This window comes from Pseudomonas sp. JUb52 (assembly GCF_004341115.1).
Lineage (GTDB): Bacteria > Pseudomonadota > Gammaproteobacteria > Pseudomonadales > Pseudomonadaceae > Chryseomonas > Chryseomonas oryzihabitans.
This window is the reverse complement of record NZ_SLYS01000004.1, coordinates 295105-314380: the sequence shown is the minus strand read 5'-3', so window position 1 is coordinate 314380 and position 19276 is coordinate 295105. Positions and strand designations below refer to the sequence as shown.

The following is a 19276-nucleotide window of genomic DNA, read 5'->3' as shown; positions in this document are numbered from 1 at the left end:
TCAGGCGCGCAGCCGTTGGCTGACGGGGGTCGCTGCCGACAATTGATCGAGGGCGACGCTGACCCGCTGTTCGCGCTGCAGGATGCGCAGCAGGATGATGGCCCGCTCGTTGCCATCGGCACTCAGGAACACGGCGTCCATTTCCAGCTCCTGGCTGTATTGCACCCGCACGGCCGCGCCGGGCTGGTGCGCGGGTGCAGGCTCCGCCAGGGCGGCGAGCCGCTGGCGGATATCGTCGATGATGGCTTCGCTCACCGCCGTCGGCTGGGTGCCGAAGCTGACGATGCGATTGACGCCACGCGTCGAGCGGATGGGGTACCAGTTGTCGTTCACGTCATTTAGCTGGATGAACAGGTACCCCGGGAACAGCGACTCGCTGCCGGCCGCGCGACTTCTGCCGGACGCCTTGCGCTCACGCTGGGGCCGGAAGCAGACATAGCCCTGTCTGCTCAGGTTTTCTTCGGCACGGGCCTCCTGATTGGGCTTAGTCTGCACCAGATACCAGTGACCGGTGGGATGGGCGAGCGTCATGGGCGAGTTCCTTCTCTAGGGGCGATCAGTCGCGACGGAGCGGCGTATCAGGTACGGGGGCCGTATTCGTAGTAGCCGTAGACGCCATCGTCTTCCATGGACGTCGAGGCCTTGCGCTGCACGCCGTTGAGGATGGCGCCCTTGATGGTGATGCCGTTCTGGGCGAAGCGGCGACGGGAGTTCTCCACCGCCTTGAGGGTGCTCTGACCGAAACGGGTGACCAGCAGCGTGGTGCCGGCGAGGCGACCCACCAGAGCGGCATCGGTCACCGCCAGGATCGGCGGGGTATCGATGATCACCAGGTCGTAGAGGCCACCCACTTCGTCCAGCAGACGGGAGAAGTTGGCGTGCATCAGCAGCTCCGAGGGATTCGGCGCGGCCTGACCACAGCTGATGATGTCCAGCTGGGCGATACCGCTCGGCACGATGGCTTCACGCAGCTTGCTGCGACCGGTCAGCAGCTCGGACAGGCCGGCTTGCGGCTGCAGGCCGAACACGCGGTGCAGATAGCCCTTGCGCATGTCGGCGTCGATCAGCAGCACGCGCTGACCCGACTGGGCGACCACCGCGGCGAGGTTGCTGGAGACGAAGGACTTGCCGACGCCCGGGGTCGGGCTGGAAATCATGATCACCCGGTTCTTGGCTTCCAGCATGGCGAAGTGCAGGCTGGATCTCAGGCTGCGCAGGGATTCCACCGCCAGGTTGGCCGGCTGCACCACGCTCAGCAGATTGGGTTCGCCGGTACGGGTCTTCTTTTTCAGGCGACGGTTCAGGCGCTCCTGGTCCTTGGTGAAGGGCAGGGTGGAATAGACCGGCAGGCCGATCTGCTCGACGGTATCGGGATTCTCGATGCCCTTCTGGAAGGCCTGGCGGACGAAGACCACCACCACCGAGGTCACCAGACCCAGCAGCAGCGACAGGATCAGCGCGATCTTGCGGTTGGTGGCCGGCTCATCCAGGTTGACGTCGGCGTTGTCGACCAGGCGCACGTTGCCGATGGTGCCGGCGCGGATGATGTCCTGCTCCTGGGCCTGGTTGAGCAGCAGCTGATAGGTCTGGTTGGTGACCTTCATGTCGCGGTTCAGGCGCAGCAGCTCCTGCTGGGTGCTCGGCAGGGCCTCCACCTTGCGCTGCAGGCTGCGTTTTTCCACTTCCAGCTGGGCGAGCTGGTTCAGCAGGGTCTTGTAGCTGGGGTGATCGCGGGTATAGAGGCGATCGTATTCGGCCTGCTTGAGCTTGAGCTGGGAGATGGAAGTGTCGAGGGTGACGATCTTGTCCAGGACCGCCTTGGTTTCCAGGCTGATGTCCACGGAGCGGCTGTTGGTCTGATAGTTGTTCAGGGCCGCTTCGGCGCTTTCCAGATCCTTGCGCACCGCCGGCAGCTGGCCGCGCAGGAAGTCCAGGCGCTGGGCGGCTTCCGCCGAGCTGCGCTCGACGTTCTGCAGCACGTACAGACGGCTGATCTCTGACAGCACGCTCTTGGCCAGGTCGGGATTCTCGTCCGCCAGGGACAGGTAGATGATTCCCGACTCCTTGCCCGCTTCGCTGGTCTTGATGCGATTCTGATAGAGCTGCGCGGTGGTGATGACGCGGTTGCGGGTCACCTTGAATTCGGTGCCGGGACGCGCGGTCAGGGTCTTGATCTGCATGCGGTAGCCGTTACCGCTGGCCAGCTGGCCAACCTGGCCGTCCAGCAGGGGCTGCTTGTCCTTGTCCAGCAGGCGATAGCGACCGTTGCTGCCGGCCACCACGGTCAGGGTTTCGCCATACATGTCGTCCGGGACGTCGAACTGGAAGACGTCGATCTGCTCGCCGCCCCAGGCGAAGCCGCGCAGCTGCGACCAGCTGTCCGCCAGCTGACCCGGCTTCTCGGCTTCGTAGTGACGCCACAGGTAGTGGCCGATCAGCGGGAAGAAACGCGGCTTGGCCTCGATGTCCAGGCGCAGATTCTCCACGGTCTTGGTCAGCACCGCGCGCGACTTCAGCAGCTCGATCTCGGCTACCGCCGGCGAGGCGGAGTTGGGTCGCACCACGGTCTCGGCGACCGCCGTGAGCGCATTCTTCTTGGGTTCGATCTGGATCATCGCCCCGGCGATGTATTGCGGAGTCGACAGCACGGCATAGGTGATGCCCACGGCCAGAAAGCCCGCGGTGATACCCGCGATCAGCTTCTTGTGATCAAGAAGCGTGAGGGCCATCGTCTTGAGGTCCAGATGTTGTTCTTCGTGTTGTTCGAACGAAGAGCGCTGCATGACGGTCATTGGGGTCCCTTCCTTTTAGCTGGATACAGCGCAGCCGGAAAACTGCTCTGTGTAAGTTCAGTAGGTGACGCGCTTGGGAGCGAAGCGTCGGCCGATGTTGAGGGTGATGTTGCTTACCGCGCGCAGGAGCGCCTTGACCTTCTGGGTCGGCGGAATCGAGGACAGCGAAAGACTCAGGACCTGGCGCAGGAAGAACACATGCAGGTCGCGCTCGCCCAGCCGGTAGTAGTAGTTGGCCAGGCAGTACTGGGTGTGGAGATCCATCTGCAGGCGCTTCTGGCTGGCGCGCATGGAAAAGATCCCGCCCTCGTGCACGCGGTAGGCGGCGGGGCGGATCTCGTCCATGAACTTGCCCTTGCCGTGGGCACCCAGCAGCGACCACCAGACGATGTCCATGAGCGCGGCGGTTTCCAGCTCCGGCGGCAGTTCGCGCAGGACGTTGCGGAAGCAGGCGGTCAGGGTCGACAGCGGCAGGGCCTTCTTCAGGTCGGTTTCGCTGCGATCGTAGTGATCCTGGCCATTGAACCGCTGCGGATTGACGATCCCCGTGCTGTTGAAGGCATAGGAGGCGTGGAAGGTCAGGGCGTAGTCCCGGTTGTTCTCCAGGAAGTCCACCTGCAGCTGCAGCTTGCGCGGATCGTTCCAGTAGTCGTCGCCTTCGCAGTAGGCGATGTAGTCGCCGCGGGCGTGCTGGAACACCGGCATGCCATAGGGCTTGCCCTGGCTGTACTGGTTTTCCTTTTGCAGGATCAGGCGGATCAGCCGGGGGTAGCGGCGCTCGTAGTCCTGGAGGATTTCCCGGGTGCCATCGGTCGAGGCGTCGTCGTTGACGATGATCTCGAAGGGGAAATCGGTCTGCTGACGCAGGAAGCCGTCGATGGCTTGGCCGATGTAATCACGATGGTTGAAGGTCAGGCAGACGATGCTGGCGACCGGCCGACTGCAATTCGTCGGCCAGTGCTTCATGATCTCTGCTTCGGTCCGAGCGTCCATGTCAGATACCTGCTTTGTAGAGTTGGGAAAACAGGCGCGAGCGGGTCTGTTTCGGAGAACAGAGCACGTAGCTCAGCGCCATCAGCACCAGGGTCAGGCCACCGCCCAGGGCGAGGGTGGCCAGGATGGAGAACCGCTCCTGCGGTTGAATCTCTTGGTACAGCAGCTTGCTCAGGCCCACGCCGATGGCGGTCACCACCACGGCCACCAGCAGATCCTGGTTCCAGTAGCGCTGCAGATTCGGCGCGAAGCGGCCGTGGACGATCATCGGCCAGATCACGAAGGGGATCAGGCGCATGAAGAACCAGGCCAGCGCCGCGCCATAGGCGCCGTAGTGCAGGACCACCAGGATCACGATGGGCACCGAGATGGCCGCCGATACCAGGCTGTACCAGACGTGCAGGCGCAACTTGCCGTAGGCGTACTGCAGGTAGAACTGGAACTGGCTGAGGGCGAGCAGCGCCGAGCCCAGGGCGTACCAGAACAGGATCGGCTCGCTCCAGTGGGCGGAGACCTTGTCGCCGGTCCAGGCAAAGACCAGCGCCTCGCCATGGAAGGCCACCATGGCCGCCAGCGGCAGCAGGATGGCGAAGGCGAAGCGCGCCGCGTTGCGATAGAGCCGTTCCAGTTCGAGCGGCTTGTCCTGGGACACCAGCACCGTCATGCGTGGCAACAGCGCCTGCACCAGCGGATTGGTCAGGGTCACGATGCCGGTGGAGATCAGCGCCACCAGGCTGAAGTAACCGTACTCGGCCAGGGGCAGCGCCTTGGACAGCACCAGCTTGTCGAGCTGGGTCAGGGCGATCCACAGGATCGAGGTAAAGGACATGCTCAGGGCGAAGGGCACGATGGGCTTGACCCGCTGCCAGTCGAAGCCGCTCCACCAGGTGGGGTTGGGCAGCAGGCGATAGGCCTTGAGCGCATAGACCAGCATCTCGAACACGGCGACGAAGGCCTGGAACACGAAGAAGTCCAGCGGCTCCTGGGAAATCCACATCACCAGGACCAGGCCGCCGAAGTAGCGCACCGTGGCGATCAGCACGTTGACCATGTTCAGCCAGCCGTGCAGCTCTACCCCCTGGACGCCGCTCTTGTACAGCGTCGACAGCAGGCGGAAGGCGATCATCAGCCCCATCAGGCCGATGCAGTGGGCCACGGTTTCCGTGGGCAGGCCCTGGACGTTGAGCCAGTGCCCCGCCATCCACTCCGCATTCAGCTCGATGGCGACGAAGGCCAGGGTCGCCAGGGGGATGAAGATGAATTCCAGCGAACGCAGCAGCTGGCCGCGGGTACGCCCCGCGCCGGTCTGACCGCGGCCGTGGGCGACGTCGCGGACCAGCGAGGCGGAAATGCCGACGTCGAGGAGTTGCAGCCAGGTCTGCAGCACGGCGAAGAAGCCGATCAGACCATAGGTTTCGGCACCCAGATGACCGAGATACATCGGCTGGATCAAGATGCCGATCAGCAGCGCATAGGCTTGGCCGGCATAGTTGATCAGGGTGTTGCGCAACACCGACACTTTCGCGGGACTGGTCATGGGAGATAGCGGGCCAGGGTCAGGTTAGAACAGGAGAGGAGTCGCCGGGAAAATCCCAGCTCGGCAGCAGCTGTGCCGGGGTGATGAGTGCCCGCAGGGATTCCATGCTGGTCTTTTTCTGCTGCGCCAGGAGCAGGGTGTCGATCAGCAGGTCCTGGGTCGCCTGCGGCAGGTCCGGATAGAGCGGCACGCAGAGGATGCGGTGACTAAGCTTGCGCGAGACCGGCTTGATCGCCTGGGGCTGCAGGTAATCCAGGGTTTCCAGCGACGGATAGAAGTAGCGGCGCGGATTGATGCCGACGGCGTTCAGCGCCTTCTTGGTATCCAGCAGACTCGGCTCGTCGCGCAGAGCCACCGGGAAGTAGCTGTAGTTCAGCTGGGTCCCGTAGGTGGGGCGCTGCAGGTCGAAGGCGCCCTGCAGGCGTCTTTCATAGTGCTGACCGATGACGGCGCGGCGGGCCAGGATGTCTTCCAGCTCGTCGAGGATGCACAGCCCCATGGCCGCGGAGACCTCGTTGAGCTTGGCGTTGATGCCGACGCCCTCGATGCGCTCGGCATCGACGATGCCGAAGTTGATCATGCGGCGGACGCGCTCGGCGAGTTCGTCGTCTTCGGTGATGATCGCGCCACCTTCGATGGTGTGGAACAGCTTGGTGGCGTGGAAGCTGACGGTGGTGATGTCGCCCCACTGCAGTACCGAGCGGCCTTCGAACAGGGTGCCGAAGGCATGGGCGCCGTCGTAGACGACCTTCAGGCCGTGGCGCTGGGCTACCTGCTGCAGGCCGCGGACGTCGCAGGGATTGCCGAACACGTGGGTGGCGACGATGGCCGAGGTGTCAGGCTCGATGGCGGCTTCGACGTTGGCCGGATCCAGGTTCCAGGTTTCCGGGTGGATGTCGGCGAACACCGGCCGGATCCCTTCCCAGTGCAAGGTGCTGGTGGTGGCGACAAAGCTGAACGGCGTGGTGATGGCACTGCCGGTCAGGCCCAGGGCGCGATAGGCGACCTGCAGGGCCAGGGTACCGTTGTTGACCAGGATGATGTTTCTGACGCCCAGATAGTCGCGCAGGCGCTCTTCGAGTTGCGCGTGCAGAGGGCCCTGGTTGGTGATCCAGTTGTTGGCGTAGATCTTGTCGATATACGCCTTGAAGCGTTCCTTATCGCCAAGGTAGGGCTTGGTCACATTGATCATGATCCGGTACCTGCTTATCGAGTCCTTGATACGTGTCGGTTCGGTCAAGCGTGCTCGGCGACCGGGCTGGCCGGTTGCCGGAAGGAGGCGCCGGGCTTGTCCAGGCGCTCCAGAACCGACTCCAGGGCCTCGCGACTGGCATCGTTGTGGAACTGCCAGACCCCGTAGATGCGTCCGGAAAAGGACGCTTCGCTTCCCAGGCGGGGATCCACCGCCAATCCCGAGCCCAGGCCGAACAGGTGCAGGCCCTTGAGGCGCTGGCCGTGCTGGTCCAGCGGACTGCCGGCGGCGTCGGAGTCCAGGCCGCCGCGCAGGGTGCGCAGGGTCAGCGGCCGGCCGTCCTGGCAGCGCAGCTCGGGCACTATGGGTTGGTAACCCATGCCCTGGACCAGCAGGGCGGCGCTGTCGAACAGCGTCTGGGCGCTGGCGAGCTGGTCGGCGCTGCCATCCAGCTGCAGCGTCCTGACCTTGACCGGGGTGCCGCCGATGCCCTGACCGGCAAGGACCTGGCGACCGATCTCGTGGGCGCGGTAGCGCAGTCCGCCGGAACGGTTGACCCGCTTGGAAATGGGGCAGATGTCCTGGATCGGGTCGAAGTCGTAGCCGGCGGCCAGGGCTTCGGCGGCGGTCTCGTAGAACAGCCGGATCGGCGAGCGATGGACCAGGGTCAGCTCGCGCAGACCATCGTGGTGCAGGGCGCTGGCCAGGTTGTCCAGGGCGGAAAAGGCACTGTGGGAGCCGCCGACCACGCAGATCGGACCGCCATCCTTGAGGCGCGCCCGATAGCGCTGGCGCAGGGCCTCGGGTTGCAGGCGCAGCAGATTGTCGGAGCTGTCGATCGAGGCGCTCTGGGGCAGCTGCAGGCCCATGGCCTGGATGCTTTCCTCGAAGCTGTGGCGGGTCTGCTGGCCACCCAGGTTGAGGACCAGGCTGGAGGTGCGCACGCGGCGGATGGCACCGGCCTGCTCCAGCCAGACGACATAGCTCGAGCCTTCGCAGGTCACTTCGGTGATGCGGATCTGGCGCCAGGTGGGGATGCCGTACTGGCGTTCGAGCCAGGGCAGGACCAGGCCGGCGGCCTGCTGGAAGAGCTGACCGACGATGGGCAGCGCCGGCGCTTCCTGGGCATTCAGCTTGAGGTGGCGAAAGGTCGGCGAGGCCTGCAGCGGGGCCAGGATGGGCGCCAGCAGGGGATCGCGCAGGCAGTCCAGAAAGACGTCGCTGACCGAGTTGGCGATGATCTGATAGTCACCCAGCTTGCCGGCGCCGAGTTCGGTCCCGGCATCGACGATGATGGTGCCGGCCTGGGCCAGTTGCTCCAGGGCGCCACGCTTGATGGCATTGAACAGGAATCCCAGGCCCGCCGGACCGGCGCCGCCAATTAGACATCCTAATGTCGATTCCGATAGATCATTCCTTGCCATCGGGGCATCCTCTCTGTGCGCAATCAGGGCGCAATTAACGTGGTAGAAACTGGCTTTCGCAGTGCCCGGCAGTCAGCAAGAAATTCAAGAGATCGTTTTAATCTTTATTGATTGAATGACCGTCTGATGAACGTCGGTCAGTACCGGTGCCAGCCATTGCCGGTAATTAATTCGAAAGTATCGGCGCCGGGTGTACAGCAACTTGCTCACGGCCATCTGCCGAAGACTTTTCGATCTTTACCCGCTGATTCCGGCCACACTGCGTGCCGCCCTAAGGGTGCTGAAGTTCGTTTGGCTGGGCAGCCACTCGCCCGCCTGTTGCAGGCAAGACTGAAGTGGCATGAGCGAAAAGAGTTAAGTCCAGTTCAGGTGACATCCATGTAGTCCTGCAGGTGCTCGCTGGCACGGTGATCGTCCCCCGCTGTCCAGTGCCTGGGCATGGCTACCGCACAGGTTTGCCGTTTCTTGGGTGGTAACCGGTCCGGTCGGGACATGGCTACCGCACGGGTTTGCACCTGGACGGGATGAACAGAGGGTTGTTTACCGATATCAAGACCCGACAACGCAGAAGACAGGAACTTGAGAAGCCATCGGCGAGACGCAGAGGAGGGGGAGGTAATGCTGTCTTCCCTGACCTGTACGGCAGCAGGTTCAGCGCGCAATCCCAGCGCTACTTCGAACCTGGGGCAATGATTGTCAAAAGGGTTTGGACTGTCAACGCGAGGTCCGAACGGCAAATCCGGCCAGCGAGACGGCTATTAATGCCGTTGATCCGGGTGAATCGGCGGCCAAATGAGGTGTGCTTGGCAAAAAAACGGCCGAGGCCGAAGCTTTTGGTGAAGGGAGTCGCAAAGCCTCTGCCAGGCAAGGCAACAAATGTGACGAATATTTTGGCGATTGGTTAACAGAACCCAGGGGTCTAGTAGACGGCTGGCGAACGGAAATAAATCAGCTTTTCGCTATTTAGTATTGCTAATGTTTTCCGCTGGCTTACCAGCCTGCCAGTACGGCGGGAAGCTCGCTCAAGCTGCGGACCTCCGCATCCGGTTGGCCAGGCCCCTGCCAGGGATGCTGCAGGGGATTGAACCAGACGGCGCGAATGCCGGCGCGCTGGGCGCCCTGGACGTCATCCACGGGGTTGTCGCCCACGTGCACGGTGGCTTCGGCGGGAATGCCGGTGAGGCGCAGCGCTTCGCGAAAGGGCGTGGGATCGGGTTTGCCGACGCCCAGCTGCTCGGCATTCAGGGCGAAGCGGAAATAGTCGGCCAGGCCGATGGTCTGGACGTCCGCATTGCCATTGGTCAGCACCCCCAGGGTGTAGCGATCGGCCAGTTGCTCCAGGGTGGGATGGACGTCGTCGAACAGGGTGACCTGCTGGCGGGCGGCCAGATAGACCGCGAAGCCCGCTTCGGCCAGCTGCGCGGCCTCGGGTTCGCCATAGCCGGCATCGAGCAGCGCCTGATGGATGACCCGGCGGCGCAGTTCGCTGACCCGGTGCCTGAGACCGGCGTCCTCTTGCAGCAGGCGATCGCGAATCGCCCAGAGGTGCTCGACCGGCACGCTGCCCAGCCGCGGCGCGGAGGCGGCGAACCAGTCACGCAGCAGGGCTTCGGCGGAGTGGATGACCGGGGCGATTTCCCAGAGGGTGTCGTCGAGGTCGAAGGTCACGAGGCGAATCGTCATCGGCTGGCCTTGCGCTTGGCGCGGGGGTGCGCCTTGTCATAGACCTCGGCGAGCTGGCCGAAGTCCAGGTGGGTGTAGATCTGGGTGGTGGCGATGTCGGCGTGGCCGAGCAGCTCCTGGACCGCGCGCAGATCGCCGGAGGCACTGAGCATGTGGCTGGCGAAGCTGTGCCTGAGCATGTGCGGATGCAGATGCTGGCCCAGCTCGCGCACGCCGGCCTCGCGCACCCGCAGCTGTACCGCGCGGGGCGTCAGGCGCAGACCGCGCTGGCCGATGAACAGGGCGTCGTCACGCGGTGCGGCCTGGAGCCGGACCTTGAGCCAGGTCTCCAGGGCGTCGCGGGCCTTGCTGCCGATGGGCAGCACCCGCTCCTTGTTGCCCTTGCCGCGCACCTGGACCAGGCCCTGGGCCAGGTCCACATCCGCCAGGTCCAGCCCCACCAGCTCGGACAGCCGCAGCCCGGAGCTGTAGAACAGCTCCAGCAGGGCCTGGTCGCGCAGGGCGAGGAAGTCGTCCTCCACGGCGCCGTCGAGCAGCTGCATGGAGCGGTCGACATCGAGCACCTTGGGCAGGGCCTTCTGCGCCTTGGGCGGCGAGAGGCCATGGGCCGGGTCCTGGCTGCAGTGGCCTTCGCGGATCAGGTAGAGATAGAAGCCGCGACAGGCCGACAGCAGCCGCGCCAGGCTGCGACTGGAGGCGCCGGCCCGGTGCAGCTGGGCGATCAGGGCGCGCAGGCGACGACTGTCCAGGCCGCCCCAGTCGCCCAGGCCTTCGGCTTCGGCGAAGCTCAGCAGCTTGCGCAGGTCGCGCCGGTAGCCGTCGAGGGTGTGGGGCGAAACCTGGCGTTCCAGGCGCAGATGATCGAGATAGGCATCGAGCTGGACCTGCATGCTCCGCTCCCGGGCTCAGCGCACCGTACGCAAGGGGACGGGAAAGCGCGGCAGGACCCGCGCCAGGACTTCCGCCACATGGCTGAGGAACAGGGTGCCCAGGCTGCTGCGATAGTGCTGGGGATCGGGGCTGCCGATCGCCAGGACGCCATGCAGGCCCTGGTGGGAGAGGGCGGCGACGGCGGCGGAGCCGACCTCTTCCTTGGCCGAGTCACCGAACAGGAAGGCCAGTTCGTGGGCGCGCAGGACGCCGCTGGTGGTCTTCTCGCCGCCCAGCAGGCCACCGATCACCTTTTGCGCCTCGGCGGGGGTGACGCTGCGGCCGACCGGCAGGGGATGCTCGTGGAACAGGATGAGGCCGACGTAGGGCACCTTGAATTCATGGCGCAGGCTGTCTTCGACGGTGCCTATCACCTCTTCGAGGCTGTTGGCGTCTAGCAGGCCGATGATCAGCCGGCGGGTCTTGTCGAACAGTCGGTCGTTGTCCCGCGCCACGTCCATCAGGTGGGTCAGGCGATGGCGCATCTCGCCGTTGCGATCGCGCAAGAGACCGAGTTGCCGCTCGACCAGGGAGATGGCGGTACCCCGCTGATGGGGCACGCGCATCTCCGCCAGCAGCTCTTCGCGATCGGCGAAGAAGTGCGGATGGTCCAGCAGCCAGTCGGCGACCTGGTCCGCGGTCAGTTCGGGGGTGTCGCTCATACTCTTACCTGGCCTTCGTAGACACGGGTGGCCGGACCGGTCATGAGCACCGATTGACCGACGCCGTCCCACTCGATGTTGAGCAGGCCACCCGGCAATTCGATGCTCACCGGCGATTTCAGCCAGCCCTGGCGGATACCGGCTACCGCGGCGGCGCAGGCACCGGTGCCGCAGGCGCGGGTTTCGCCGACACCACGTTCCCAGACCCGCAGGCGGGCGCGCTGGGCGTCGATGACCTGCAGGAAACCGATATTGGCCTTTTGCGGAAAGCGCGGATGGCATTCCAGCTTGGGCCCGAGCGTCAGCACCGGCGCCTGGTCGACGTCGGCGACCCGCAGCACGCCGTGGGGATTGCCCATGGACACCACCGCCAGTTCGACCGTCTCGCCCTCGACCTGGACGGCATGACTCAGGGTCTCCGTCTCGGCGATGAAGGGGATCTCGGCCGCCTGCAGGCGCGGTGCGCCCATGTCCACGCGGACCTGGCCGTCGCCCTTGAGCAGCAGCTCGATGATGCCGCCCTTGGTCTCGACGCGGATCTGCTTCTTGACCGTCAGGCGCTTGTCGAAGACGAAGCGGGCGAAGCAGCGGGCACCGTTGCCGCACTGTTCGACCTCGGAGCCATCGGCGTTGAAGATGCGATAGCGAAAGTCCACGTCCGGGGTGCTGGGGGTCTCGACGATCAGCAGCTGATCGAAGCCGATGCCGGTCTTGCGGTCACCCCACAGACGGACGTGCTTGGGCTGGATGTGCGCGTGCTGGCTGATCAGGTCGAGGACCATGAAGTCGTTGCCCAGACCGTGCATCTTGGTGAAGCGCAGTTGCATGGAACTCCCCTCAGGCCGGCAGCCGGCTCTCGCCCGCGAAGAGTTCTTCCAGCGTCTCGCGCCGACGGACCAGGTGCGCCTGGTCGCCATCCACCATCACCTCGGCGGCACGGCCACGGGTGTTGTAGTTGGAACTCATGGTGAAGCCATAGGCCCCGGCGGAGCGGATGGCCAGCAGATCGCCTTCGGCCAGGACCAGCTCGCGGTCCTTGGCGAGGAAGTCGCCGGTCTCGCAGATGGGGCCGACCAGGTCGTAGCGGCGGGCGTCGCCCTGGCGCGCGGTCACCGGCTCCGCCGCCATCCAGGCCTGGTACAGCGCCGGACGGATCAGGTCGTTCATCGCCGCATCGACGATGGCGAAGTCCTTGTGGGCGGTGTGCTTGAGGTATTCCACGCGGGTCAGCAGGACGCCGGCGTTGGCCACGATGAAGCGGCCGGGTTCGAACACCAGGGTCAGGTTGCGGCCGGCGATGCGCTCGCGGATGGCCTGGATATAGTCGCCGGCCAGCGGCGGCTGCTCGTCGCGATAGCGCACGCCCAGGCCGCCACCGAGGTCCAGATGGCGCAGGACGATACCGCGCTCGGCGAGGCGGTCGATCAGCGCCAGCAGGCGGTCGAGAGCGTCGAGGAAGGGCGGCAGGGTGGTGAGCTGGGAGCCGATGTGGCAGTCCACCCCGAGGATTTCCAGGTTGGGCAGTTCGGCGGCGCGGGCGTAGACCGCCTCGGCGTCGGCGATGTCGATGCCGAACTTGTTTTCCTTGAGGCCGGTGGAGATGTAGGGGTGGGTCCCGGCGTCGACGTCGGGATTGACCCGCAGCGAGATCGGCGCGACCACACCCAGCTCCGCGGCCACCTGTTGCAGCCGTTCCAGCTCATCGGTGGATTCGACATTGAAGCAGTGCACGCCCACTTCCAGGGCGCGGCGCATGTCGTCGCGGGTCTTGCCGACCCCGGAGAACACCACCCGGTGCGGATCGCCACCGGCGGCCAGGACGCGCTCCAGTTCGCCGCGGGAAACGATGTCGAAGCCGGCGCCGAGGCGGGCCAGGACATTGAGCACGCCGAGGTTGGAGTTGGCCTTGACGGCAAAGCAAACCAGGTGCGGCAGACCGGCCAGCGCATCGGTATAGGCGCGGTACTGGCCCTCGATGTGCGCTCGCGAGTAGACGTAGGCGGGGGTGCCAAATTCCTGCGCCACGGCGCTCAGGGCTACCCCTTCCGCATGCAGTTCACCTGCACGGACAGCGAAGACTTCCATGGTGGCTCCTTAGAACACGTCGTGGCGGTGTTCTTTGGCGGCTTTCTGGTCGTCGGGCAGGTACAGCGGGCCTTTCTGACCGCAGCCGGCCAGCAGGCAGGCGCAGGCGATGAAGAGAAGAGACAGGCGCTTCATGACGCTAAACCTTTATTCAGGCGAATATTGCCCGGAGTATAACGGGGTTGAACGACTCTTTGACACGCCCGGATGGCTGAAGCGCAACTGCCGGCCGCCGTCGCGACTGGACGTCATCTGGGCGGCCCGCTACCGTGCGGCGATTCTTTCCCTTCTTTCGAGGATCGTCATGAGCCGGCTCAGCGAAGCGCAATTCCATCACCTCGTCGACCAGACCCAGCGTCAGGTCGAGGACGCCTATGACGACAGCGGTCTGGACCTCGATCTGGAAAATGCCGGTGGCGTGCTGACGATCAAGTTCGACAACGGCAGCCAGATCATTCTCAGCCGCCAGCCCCCGCTGGTGCAGCTCTGGGTGGCGGCGCGCTCGGGTGGGTATCACTTCGACTGGGATGGCCAGAACTGGATCTGCGACACCTCGTCCGAAACCCTTGGCGCGCTGCTGGTACGGGTGACCCTGGAGCAGACCGGCGAGAGCGTGGCCCTGCCGGGGCTGTAACGACCTGCGGTCGGTGCGGCTTGACCGCTGCCGAGACCCCTGTGCTAGCGTGACCTGACGGCGCCTTTCGAGCGCCGTTTTCTTTTGCCGCCTCAGGCGGCTTCCCGCTGGGCGCCTGCCGCCCGTCATCCCCGGTGGTCCGGCCGCCTCGCGCGGCGGGGATCGCACCGCCTCGTCCTCCAGGAGTCCGCCATGCGCCACGCATCGCCCATTACCGTTTCCGCCGTCGACCTGCCCCGTCTCGAACGCCTGCTCGACGCCCTGCCCGAATTCGGCCCCGTGGCCGAGGCCTTGGACGAGGAACTGGCCCAGGCCCGGGTAGTGGCGCCCGAGGAGATCGGCGCGGTGGTCACCATGAATTCGCGCGTACGCTGCCGCGAGACCGATACCGGCAAGGAGTACCAGGTGGTACTGGTCTATCCGGAGGACGCCGGTGGCGAGGGGCGGGTCTCGGTGCTGGCGCCGGCCGGCAGCGCGCTGCTCGGGGCCACGCCCGGCGAGCACTTGAGCTGGCCGGTGCCCGGCGGCAAGGAGCAGCAGGTGGAGCTGCTGGCGTTGGAGCCGGCCGAGGCCTAGTCGTCCGCGACGTCGGGCAGGTCCGGCAGGGCCCGCAGCAGGCGCTCGTAGTGGGCGCCGTCGAAGGGCCTATCGGCGTCGAGCATGGCGGCGATCTCGCAGGACAGCGCCTGGGCCATCAGCAGCACCGCTTCCTCGCGGTCATAGCCGACCAGGGTCAGCTTGTTGAGTACCGCCTGCACATAGCTCGGCTCGCCGGCGGCGAGCTGATTCTCCACCGCTTCGATTAGATGGGAGGAGACAAAGGATTCTTCGTCATCGGCGTGGTCAATCATGTCTGGATACCTTTTGTTACAGTGCGACCCCTGATGCCGGCCTGGAGTCTTCTCGATGATCACCTGCTATCGCCTATCCGCCGACGAGCTGGTCGCCCAGCCTCTGTCGCCGGGAGACCCGCTGCCCGCGGATCTGCTCTGGGTCGATCTGCTCGACCCCAGCGAGGCAGAGGAACGTTATCTCGAACAGGCGTTGGCGATGGACATCCCCACCCGGGAAGAAATCGCCGAGATCGAGGAATCCTCGCGACTCTATCAGACCGACCAGGCCCTGCACCTGACCACCACGGTGGTCAGCGGCTTCAGTGAGCATCAGCCGCAGGCCTCGGTCGTCAATTTCGTACTGACCCCCGACTGGCTGGTGACGGTGCGCTACGCCGAGCTGGCCGCCTTCAAGGCCTTTCTCGGCAAGGCCCAGCAGCAGGCACGACAGCACTGTCGCAGCGACGTCATCTTCGCCTCGCTGCTGGACAGCCTGGTGGACCGCGTGGCCGACATCCTCGAATCGGTGCAGGCGCACCTCAATCGCCTGGCCAAGGCGGTGTTTCGCGAACCCCTGGATCCGCAACAGGAAAAGCAGCAGCCCAAGACCGACCTGCAATCCATCGTCAAGCAGCTCGGCCGCAGCAACCAGCTGCTGGCGCAGCTCAGCGAGAGCCTGCTGGGCATCAATCGCATCGTCTCCTACCTGCGCCGGGCCGGGGCGACCTGGATCTCCGGCACGGCCAAGACCTGGTTCAAGACGCTGGAACGCGACGTCCGCTCGCTGAGCGACTACCAGGCCAAGATGAACGGCGAGATCGGCTTCCTGCTCGACGCCACCCTGGGCCTGATCAGCGTGGAGCAGAACAACATCGTCAAGGTGTTCACCATCGCCTCGGTGCTGTTCCTGCCGCCGACCCTGGTGGGCACCATCTACGGCATGAACTTCAAGGTCATGCCGGAGCTGGACTGGCATTTCGGCTATCCGCTGGCGCTGGGCGCCATGGTGGTCTCGGCGCTGATTCCCTATGCCTGGTTCAAGTTTCGCCGCTGGTTGTAGTCGGCGGCATCCATCGCACCTCAAGGAGGCAAAGCTATGCGTATCGGATTCATCGGCCTGGGCGGCATGGGCCAGGGCATGGCCGCCAATCTGCTCAAGGCCGGTCATGAGGTGGTGGTCTGGAATCGCTCCCCGGAGCCGGTGCAGGGCCTGGTCGCCCAGGGTGCCCGCGCGGCGGCGTCGCCCGCGGAGGCCTTCGCGTTCGAGGTAGTCTTCAGCATCCTGGCCAATGACGCGGCCACCCGCGAAGTGATCCTCGACAGCGGCGCCCTGCAGCGGGCGCAGGCCGGGCTGGTCCACGTCAGCATGGCCACCCTGTCGGTGGCCCTGGTCGACGAACTGGCCGCGCGCCATGCCGAGGCCGGCGTGGGCTACGTGGCGGCGCCGGTGTTCGGGCGCACCGACGTGGCCGCCAGTGGCCAGCTCAACATCGTGGTGGCAGGGGATCCCGAGGCGATCGCGCGGGTCCAGCCACTGCTCGATGTGCTGGGACGCAAGACCTGGCCGGTGGGCGCGGAGCCGCGGCAGGCCAATGTGGTCAAGATCGCCGGCAACTTCATGATCGCCAGCGCCATCGAGACCATGGGCGAGAGCACCGCCCTGGCGCGCAGCTATGGCGTGGAGCCGGCGGCGCTGCTGGATATCCTCACCAGCACCCTGTTCGCCGCGCCGGTGTACCAGAATTACGGGCGCCTGCTGACCGAGCGAAAGTTCTCGCCGGCGGCCTTCAAGCTCAGCCTGGGACTCAAGGACGTCGGCCTGGCCCTGGCGGCCGGCCAGGAGAAGGCGGTGCCGCTACCCTTCGCCAGCGTCCTGAGGGACAACCTGCTGGAGGCCGTCGCCCAGGGCGAAGGCGATCTGGACTGGATCGCGCTGGGGCGGCGGTCGCACAAGAAGGCCGGCCTCGACTGAGCGCCGCCCTACTTGCAGGCGGTGCCCAGCGCCGCCAGCGACAGCGGGTAGAATTGCAGGTTGTAGCCCGAGGTCTTGGCCTGGCTGCAGCGCTTGGTGCTGTAGAGGCCGTAGTCGATGATCATCACCGGCTTCTTCTGGGTGCGAAAGTAGCTGTAGGCGTTGCACTCGGCGTAGTCGTAGCAGCTCTCGTTGAGGGCGAAGTCGAACTTGGTGTACAGGCTCGGCACCAGGTCCACGGCATTCTTCAGGCCCACCAGCAGACTGCGCTTGTGCGCCTCGTCGGCCAGCCAGTTGAGGAAATCCAGCTGCTGGGCCCGGGTCAGCTTGAGGCCGTTGGGGTTGCTGAAGCCATCGACGTTGTCCGGGTCCACCCCCTGGCAGCCCTTCTGCACGGCCAGGTCCAGCCGCTTGGCCAGCAGCACGCGGACGTCGGCGCGACGGATGTCCAGCCAACGCTCGCCCGGCCAGGCGTCCAGCGCCTTGCCCAGGGCGGCCTTGGGATAGAGGGCGGCATCGGGCCGCCAGTCTTCCCAGGTGCCGGCGCTGAAATAGCAGATCACCGTCTTCCCATTGCCCTTCAGGTTGGCGATAACTGCCTTGCTGGTGTCATAGAGATCAATGTCGTAGAGGGTGCGATTGGGCTTTTGCAGCACGCCGTTCAGCTGGACATGCCAGGTGAGCGTCTGTGGCAGCGGCAGCGGCGGCGGCAGCGGCAGGGCGGCCTGGCTGGAAGCCGCGGCGAACATTCCGCAAAGCAGGAGGGAACAGGCTGAAAGGCGCATGAGACTTGACTCGAACGGCTGGTCAAGCCTCCAGTATCGGCTGCCGGGTCTCCTTCCTGAGCACCAGTCGTCGTACCTATCAACGGCTGGTCGGCGCCCGTCCGACCGGCTTTCAGGCCTCCTGCGCGGAGACCCCTGGCCTAGAGCCCTTGCCGTCGGACCAGGCGCCTGCGGGGCGGTGGATGGAACCCTTGTGCCCTTTGGCGCGGCCGATGAGCGGCAGGGGCGAAGTCTTCGGCCGGCGGCGTTCTCGCCCGCCCGCGGAGGGGTAGGCGAGAAGCGCAGCGGCGGGCGTTAGCGCTGGGCCAGCAGCGCGCGGCCGCGCTGCACGGCGGCGCGGACCTGGGCCGGGGCGGTGCCGCCGATGTGGTCGCGGGCGTTGACCGAGCCTTCCAGGGTCAGGACGGCGAAGACGTCCTGCTCGATCTGGTCGCTGAAGCGCCGCAGTTCGTTCAGGCTCATCTCGGCCAGGTCCTTGCCGCTGTCCACGCCGTACTTCACCGCATGGCCGACGATCTCGTGGCAGTCACGGAAGGGCAGGCCCTTGCGCACCAGGTAGTCGGCGAGGTCGGTGGCGGTGGAGAAGCCGCGGCGGGCCGCCTCGCGCATGATCTCGCGCTTGGGCTTGATGGCCGGGACCATGTCGGCGAAGGCGCGCAGGGAGTCGCGCAGGGTGTCGGCGGCGTCGAACAGCGGTTCCTTGTCTTCCTGGTTGTCCTTGTTGTAGGCCAGAGGCTGGCCTTTCATCAGGGTCAGCAGGCCGGTGAGGGCGCCGAACACCCGGCCGGTCTTGCCGCGTACCAGCTCGGGCACGTCGGGGTTCTTCTTCTGCGGCATGATCGAGGAGCCGGTGCAGAAGCGATCGGGCAGGTCGATGAACTGGAACTGGGCGCTGGTCCAGAGCACCAGCTCTTCGGAGAAGCGTGACAGGTGCATCATCGCCAGGGAGGCCGCGGCGCAGAATTCGATGGCGAAGTCGCGATCCGAGACGCCATCCAGGGAGTTGCCGCCGATGGACTCGAAGCCCAAGAGCTCGCAGGTGACCTGGCGTTGGATGGGGTAGGTGGTGCCGGCCAGCGCCGCGCTGCCCAGGGGCATGCGATTGACGCGCTTGCGGCAGTCGACCAGGCGCTCGTGGTCGCGAGAGAGCATCTCGAACCAGGCCAGCAGGTGGTGGCCGAAGGTCACCGGTTGCGCGGTCTGCAGGTGAGTGAAGCCGGGCATGATGGTGTCGGCTTCGGTCTCGGCCAGTTGCAGCAGGCCCGCCTGCAGGCGGTCGAGCTCGACGAGGATGGCGTCGATCTCGTCGCGCAGCCAGAGGCGGATGTCGGTGGCCACCTGGTCATTGCGGCTGCGACCGGTGTGCAGCTTCTTGCCGACCACGCCCAGGCGCTCGGTCAGGCGCGCCTCGATGTTCATGTGCACGTCTTCCAGGTCAACGCGCCACTCGAAGGTACCGGCCTCGATCTCGCCGCGGATCTCGTCCAGCCCGGCGACGATGGCATCGCGCTCGGCTTCGCTGAGCACTCCGGCCTGGGTCAGCATGCGGGCATGGGCCTGGCTGCCGAGGATGTCGTGGCGGTAGAGACGCTTGTCGAAGTCCACCGAGGCGGTGAAGCGGGCGACGAAGGCGTCGACGGGTTCGCTGAAGCGTCCGCCCCAGGACTGGTTGGTTTTTTCGCTGCTCATGGATCGGCCTGCTGCTGGGCTTGTCGGTAAGGAAAGGAGGGGGCCGATGATAGCAGTCCTGAGCG

19 protein-coding genes are annotated in these 19276 nt (G+C 65.5%); 4 read left to right on the top strand and 15 right to left on the bottom strand.

Annotation, left to right across the window (positions count from 1 at the left end; genetic code table 11):
• The 12 genes from rfaH to EC839_RS09315 form a co-directional block, all read right to left on the bottom strand.
• On the bottom strand, positions 1 to 531 hold the full coding sequence (gene rfaH, locus EC839_RS09370; protein ID WP_007161389.1) for a transcription/translation regulatory transformer protein RfaH: 531 nt from the start codon (positions 529 to 531) through the stop codon (positions 1 to 3).
• A gap of 47 nt (positions 532 to 578) precedes the next feature.
• Positions 579 to 2792 carry a polysaccharide biosynthesis tyrosine autokinase gene (locus EC839_RS09365; protein ID WP_007161388.1) on the bottom strand — a complete coding sequence of 738 codons (2214 nt, stop codon included), beginning with the start codon at positions 2790 to 2792 and terminating at the stop codon, positions 579 to 581.
• A gap of 57 nt (positions 2793 to 2849) precedes the next feature.
• Positions 2850 to 3785: a glycosyltransferase gene (locus EC839_RS09360; protein WP_007161387.1), complete on the bottom strand. Its 936-nt coding sequence runs from the start codon at positions 3783 to 3785 to the stop codon at positions 2850 to 2852.
• A 1-nt stretch (position 3786) separates the two neighbouring features.
• Positions 3787 to 5322 (bottom strand): lipopolysaccharide biosynthesis protein, encoded by a 1536-nt coding sequence (locus EC839_RS09355; protein WP_007161386.1) that lies wholly within the window; start codon positions 5320 to 5322, stop codon positions 3787 to 3789.
• A 19-nt stretch (positions 5323 to 5341) separates the two neighbouring features.
• Entirely contained in the window at positions 5342 to 6514 is a 1173-nt protein-coding gene (locus tag EC839_RS09350; protein WP_007161385.1) for a DegT/DnrJ/EryC1/StrS aminotransferase family protein, read from the bottom strand.
• A gap of 44 nt (positions 6515 to 6558) precedes the next feature.
• Positions 6559 to 7938, bottom strand: coding sequence for a pyridine nucleotide-disulfide oxidoreductase (locus EC839_RS09345; RefSeq protein WP_132832518.1), 1380 nt, complete (start codon positions 7936 to 7938; stop codon positions 6559 to 6561).
• Between the two features lie 990 nt (positions 7939 to 8928).
• Positions 8929 to 9621, bottom strand: a complete 693-nt coding sequence (locus EC839_RS09340; RefSeq protein WP_007161383.1) for an HAD family hydrolase — start codon at positions 9619 to 9621, stop codon at positions 8929 to 8931.
• On the bottom strand, positions 9618 to 10511 hold the full coding sequence (xerC, locus tag EC839_RS09335) for a tyrosine recombinase XerC (protein ID WP_007161382.1): 894 nt from the start codon (positions 10509 to 10511) through the stop codon (positions 9618 to 9620). Before xerC ends, EC839_RS09340 begins: the two co-directional genes overlap by 4 nt.
• Positions 10512 to 10526: 15 nt before the next feature.
• The gene (locus EC839_RS09330) at positions 10527 to 11213 is read right to left on the bottom strand and encodes a DUF484 family protein (RefSeq protein ID WP_007161381.1); all 687 of its coding nucleotides are present in this window, start codon (positions 11211 to 11213) and stop codon (positions 10527 to 10529) included.
• On the bottom strand, positions 11210 to 12040 hold the full coding sequence (gene dapF, locus EC839_RS09325) for a diaminopimelate epimerase (RefSeq protein ID WP_007161380.1): 831 nt from the start codon (positions 12038 to 12040) through the stop codon (positions 11210 to 11212). The genes EC839_RS09330 and dapF overlap by 4 nt, the downstream gene beginning before the upstream one ends.
• Before the next feature lie 10 nt (positions 12041 to 12050).
• Entirely contained in the window at positions 12051 to 13298 is a 1248-nt protein-coding gene (gene lysA, locus EC839_RS09320) for a diaminopimelate decarboxylase (protein WP_007161379.1), read from the bottom strand.
• 9 nt (positions 13299 to 13307) lie between these two features.
• On the bottom strand, positions 13308 to 13433 hold the full coding sequence (locus tag EC839_RS09315; RefSeq protein ID WP_007161378.1) for a lipoprotein: 126 nt from the start codon (positions 13431 to 13433) through the stop codon (positions 13308 to 13310).
• Between the two features lie 169 nt (positions 13434 to 13602).
• Between EC839_RS09315 and cyaY the strand changes: the two genes are divergently transcribed.
• Together cyaY and rnk are read left to right on the top strand one after the other, a co-directional pair.
• Positions 13603 to 13932, top strand: coding sequence for an iron donor protein CyaY (gene cyaY, locus EC839_RS09310; RefSeq protein WP_007161377.1), 330 nt, complete (start codon positions 13603 to 13605; stop codon positions 13930 to 13932).
• A 192-nt stretch (positions 13933 to 14124) separates the two neighbouring features.
• The gene (gene rnk / locus EC839_RS09305; protein WP_007161376.1) at positions 14125 to 14508 is read left to right on the top strand and encodes a nucleoside diphosphate kinase regulator; all 384 of its coding nucleotides are present in this window, start codon (positions 14125 to 14127) and stop codon (positions 14506 to 14508) included.
• On the opposite strand, the gene EC839_RS09300 is transcribed toward rnk, so the two are convergent.
• On the bottom strand, positions 14505 to 14783 hold the full coding sequence (locus EC839_RS09300; RefSeq protein ID WP_007161375.1) for a hypothetical protein: 279 nt from the start codon (positions 14781 to 14783) through the stop codon (positions 14505 to 14507). The genes rnk and EC839_RS09300 overlap by 4 nt on opposite strands.
• A gap of 55 nt (positions 14784 to 14838) precedes the next feature.
• Between EC839_RS09300 and EC839_RS09295 the strand changes: the two genes are divergently transcribed.
• Positions 14839 to 15825, top strand: coding sequence for a magnesium transporter CorA family protein (locus EC839_RS09295; RefSeq protein WP_007161374.1), 987 nt, complete (start codon positions 14839 to 14841; stop codon positions 15823 to 15825).
• A gap of 36 nt (positions 15826 to 15861) precedes the next feature.
• On the top strand, positions 15862 to 16737 hold the full coding sequence (locus EC839_RS09290; protein ID WP_132832517.1) for an NAD(P)-dependent oxidoreductase: 876 nt from the start codon (positions 15862 to 15864) through the stop codon (positions 16735 to 16737).
• Positions 16738 to 16745: 8 nt separating this feature from the next.
• Here the strand turns inward: EC839_RS09290 and EC839_RS09285 are convergent, their stop codons facing one another.
• Both EC839_RS09285 and argH read right to left on the bottom strand, forming a co-directional pair.
• Positions 16746 to 17522 carry an endo alpha-1,4 polygalactosaminidase gene (locus EC839_RS09285; protein WP_256681057.1) on the bottom strand — a complete coding sequence of 259 codons (777 nt, stop codon included), beginning with the start codon at positions 17520 to 17522 and terminating at the stop codon, positions 16746 to 16748.
• A 294-nt stretch (positions 17523 to 17816) separates the two neighbouring features.
• Positions 17817 to 19211: an argininosuccinate lyase gene (gene argH / locus EC839_RS09280; protein WP_007161371.1), complete on the bottom strand. Its 1395-nt coding sequence runs from the start codon at positions 19209 to 19211 to the stop codon at positions 17817 to 17819.
• Positions 19212 to 19276 lie beyond the last annotated feature (65 nt).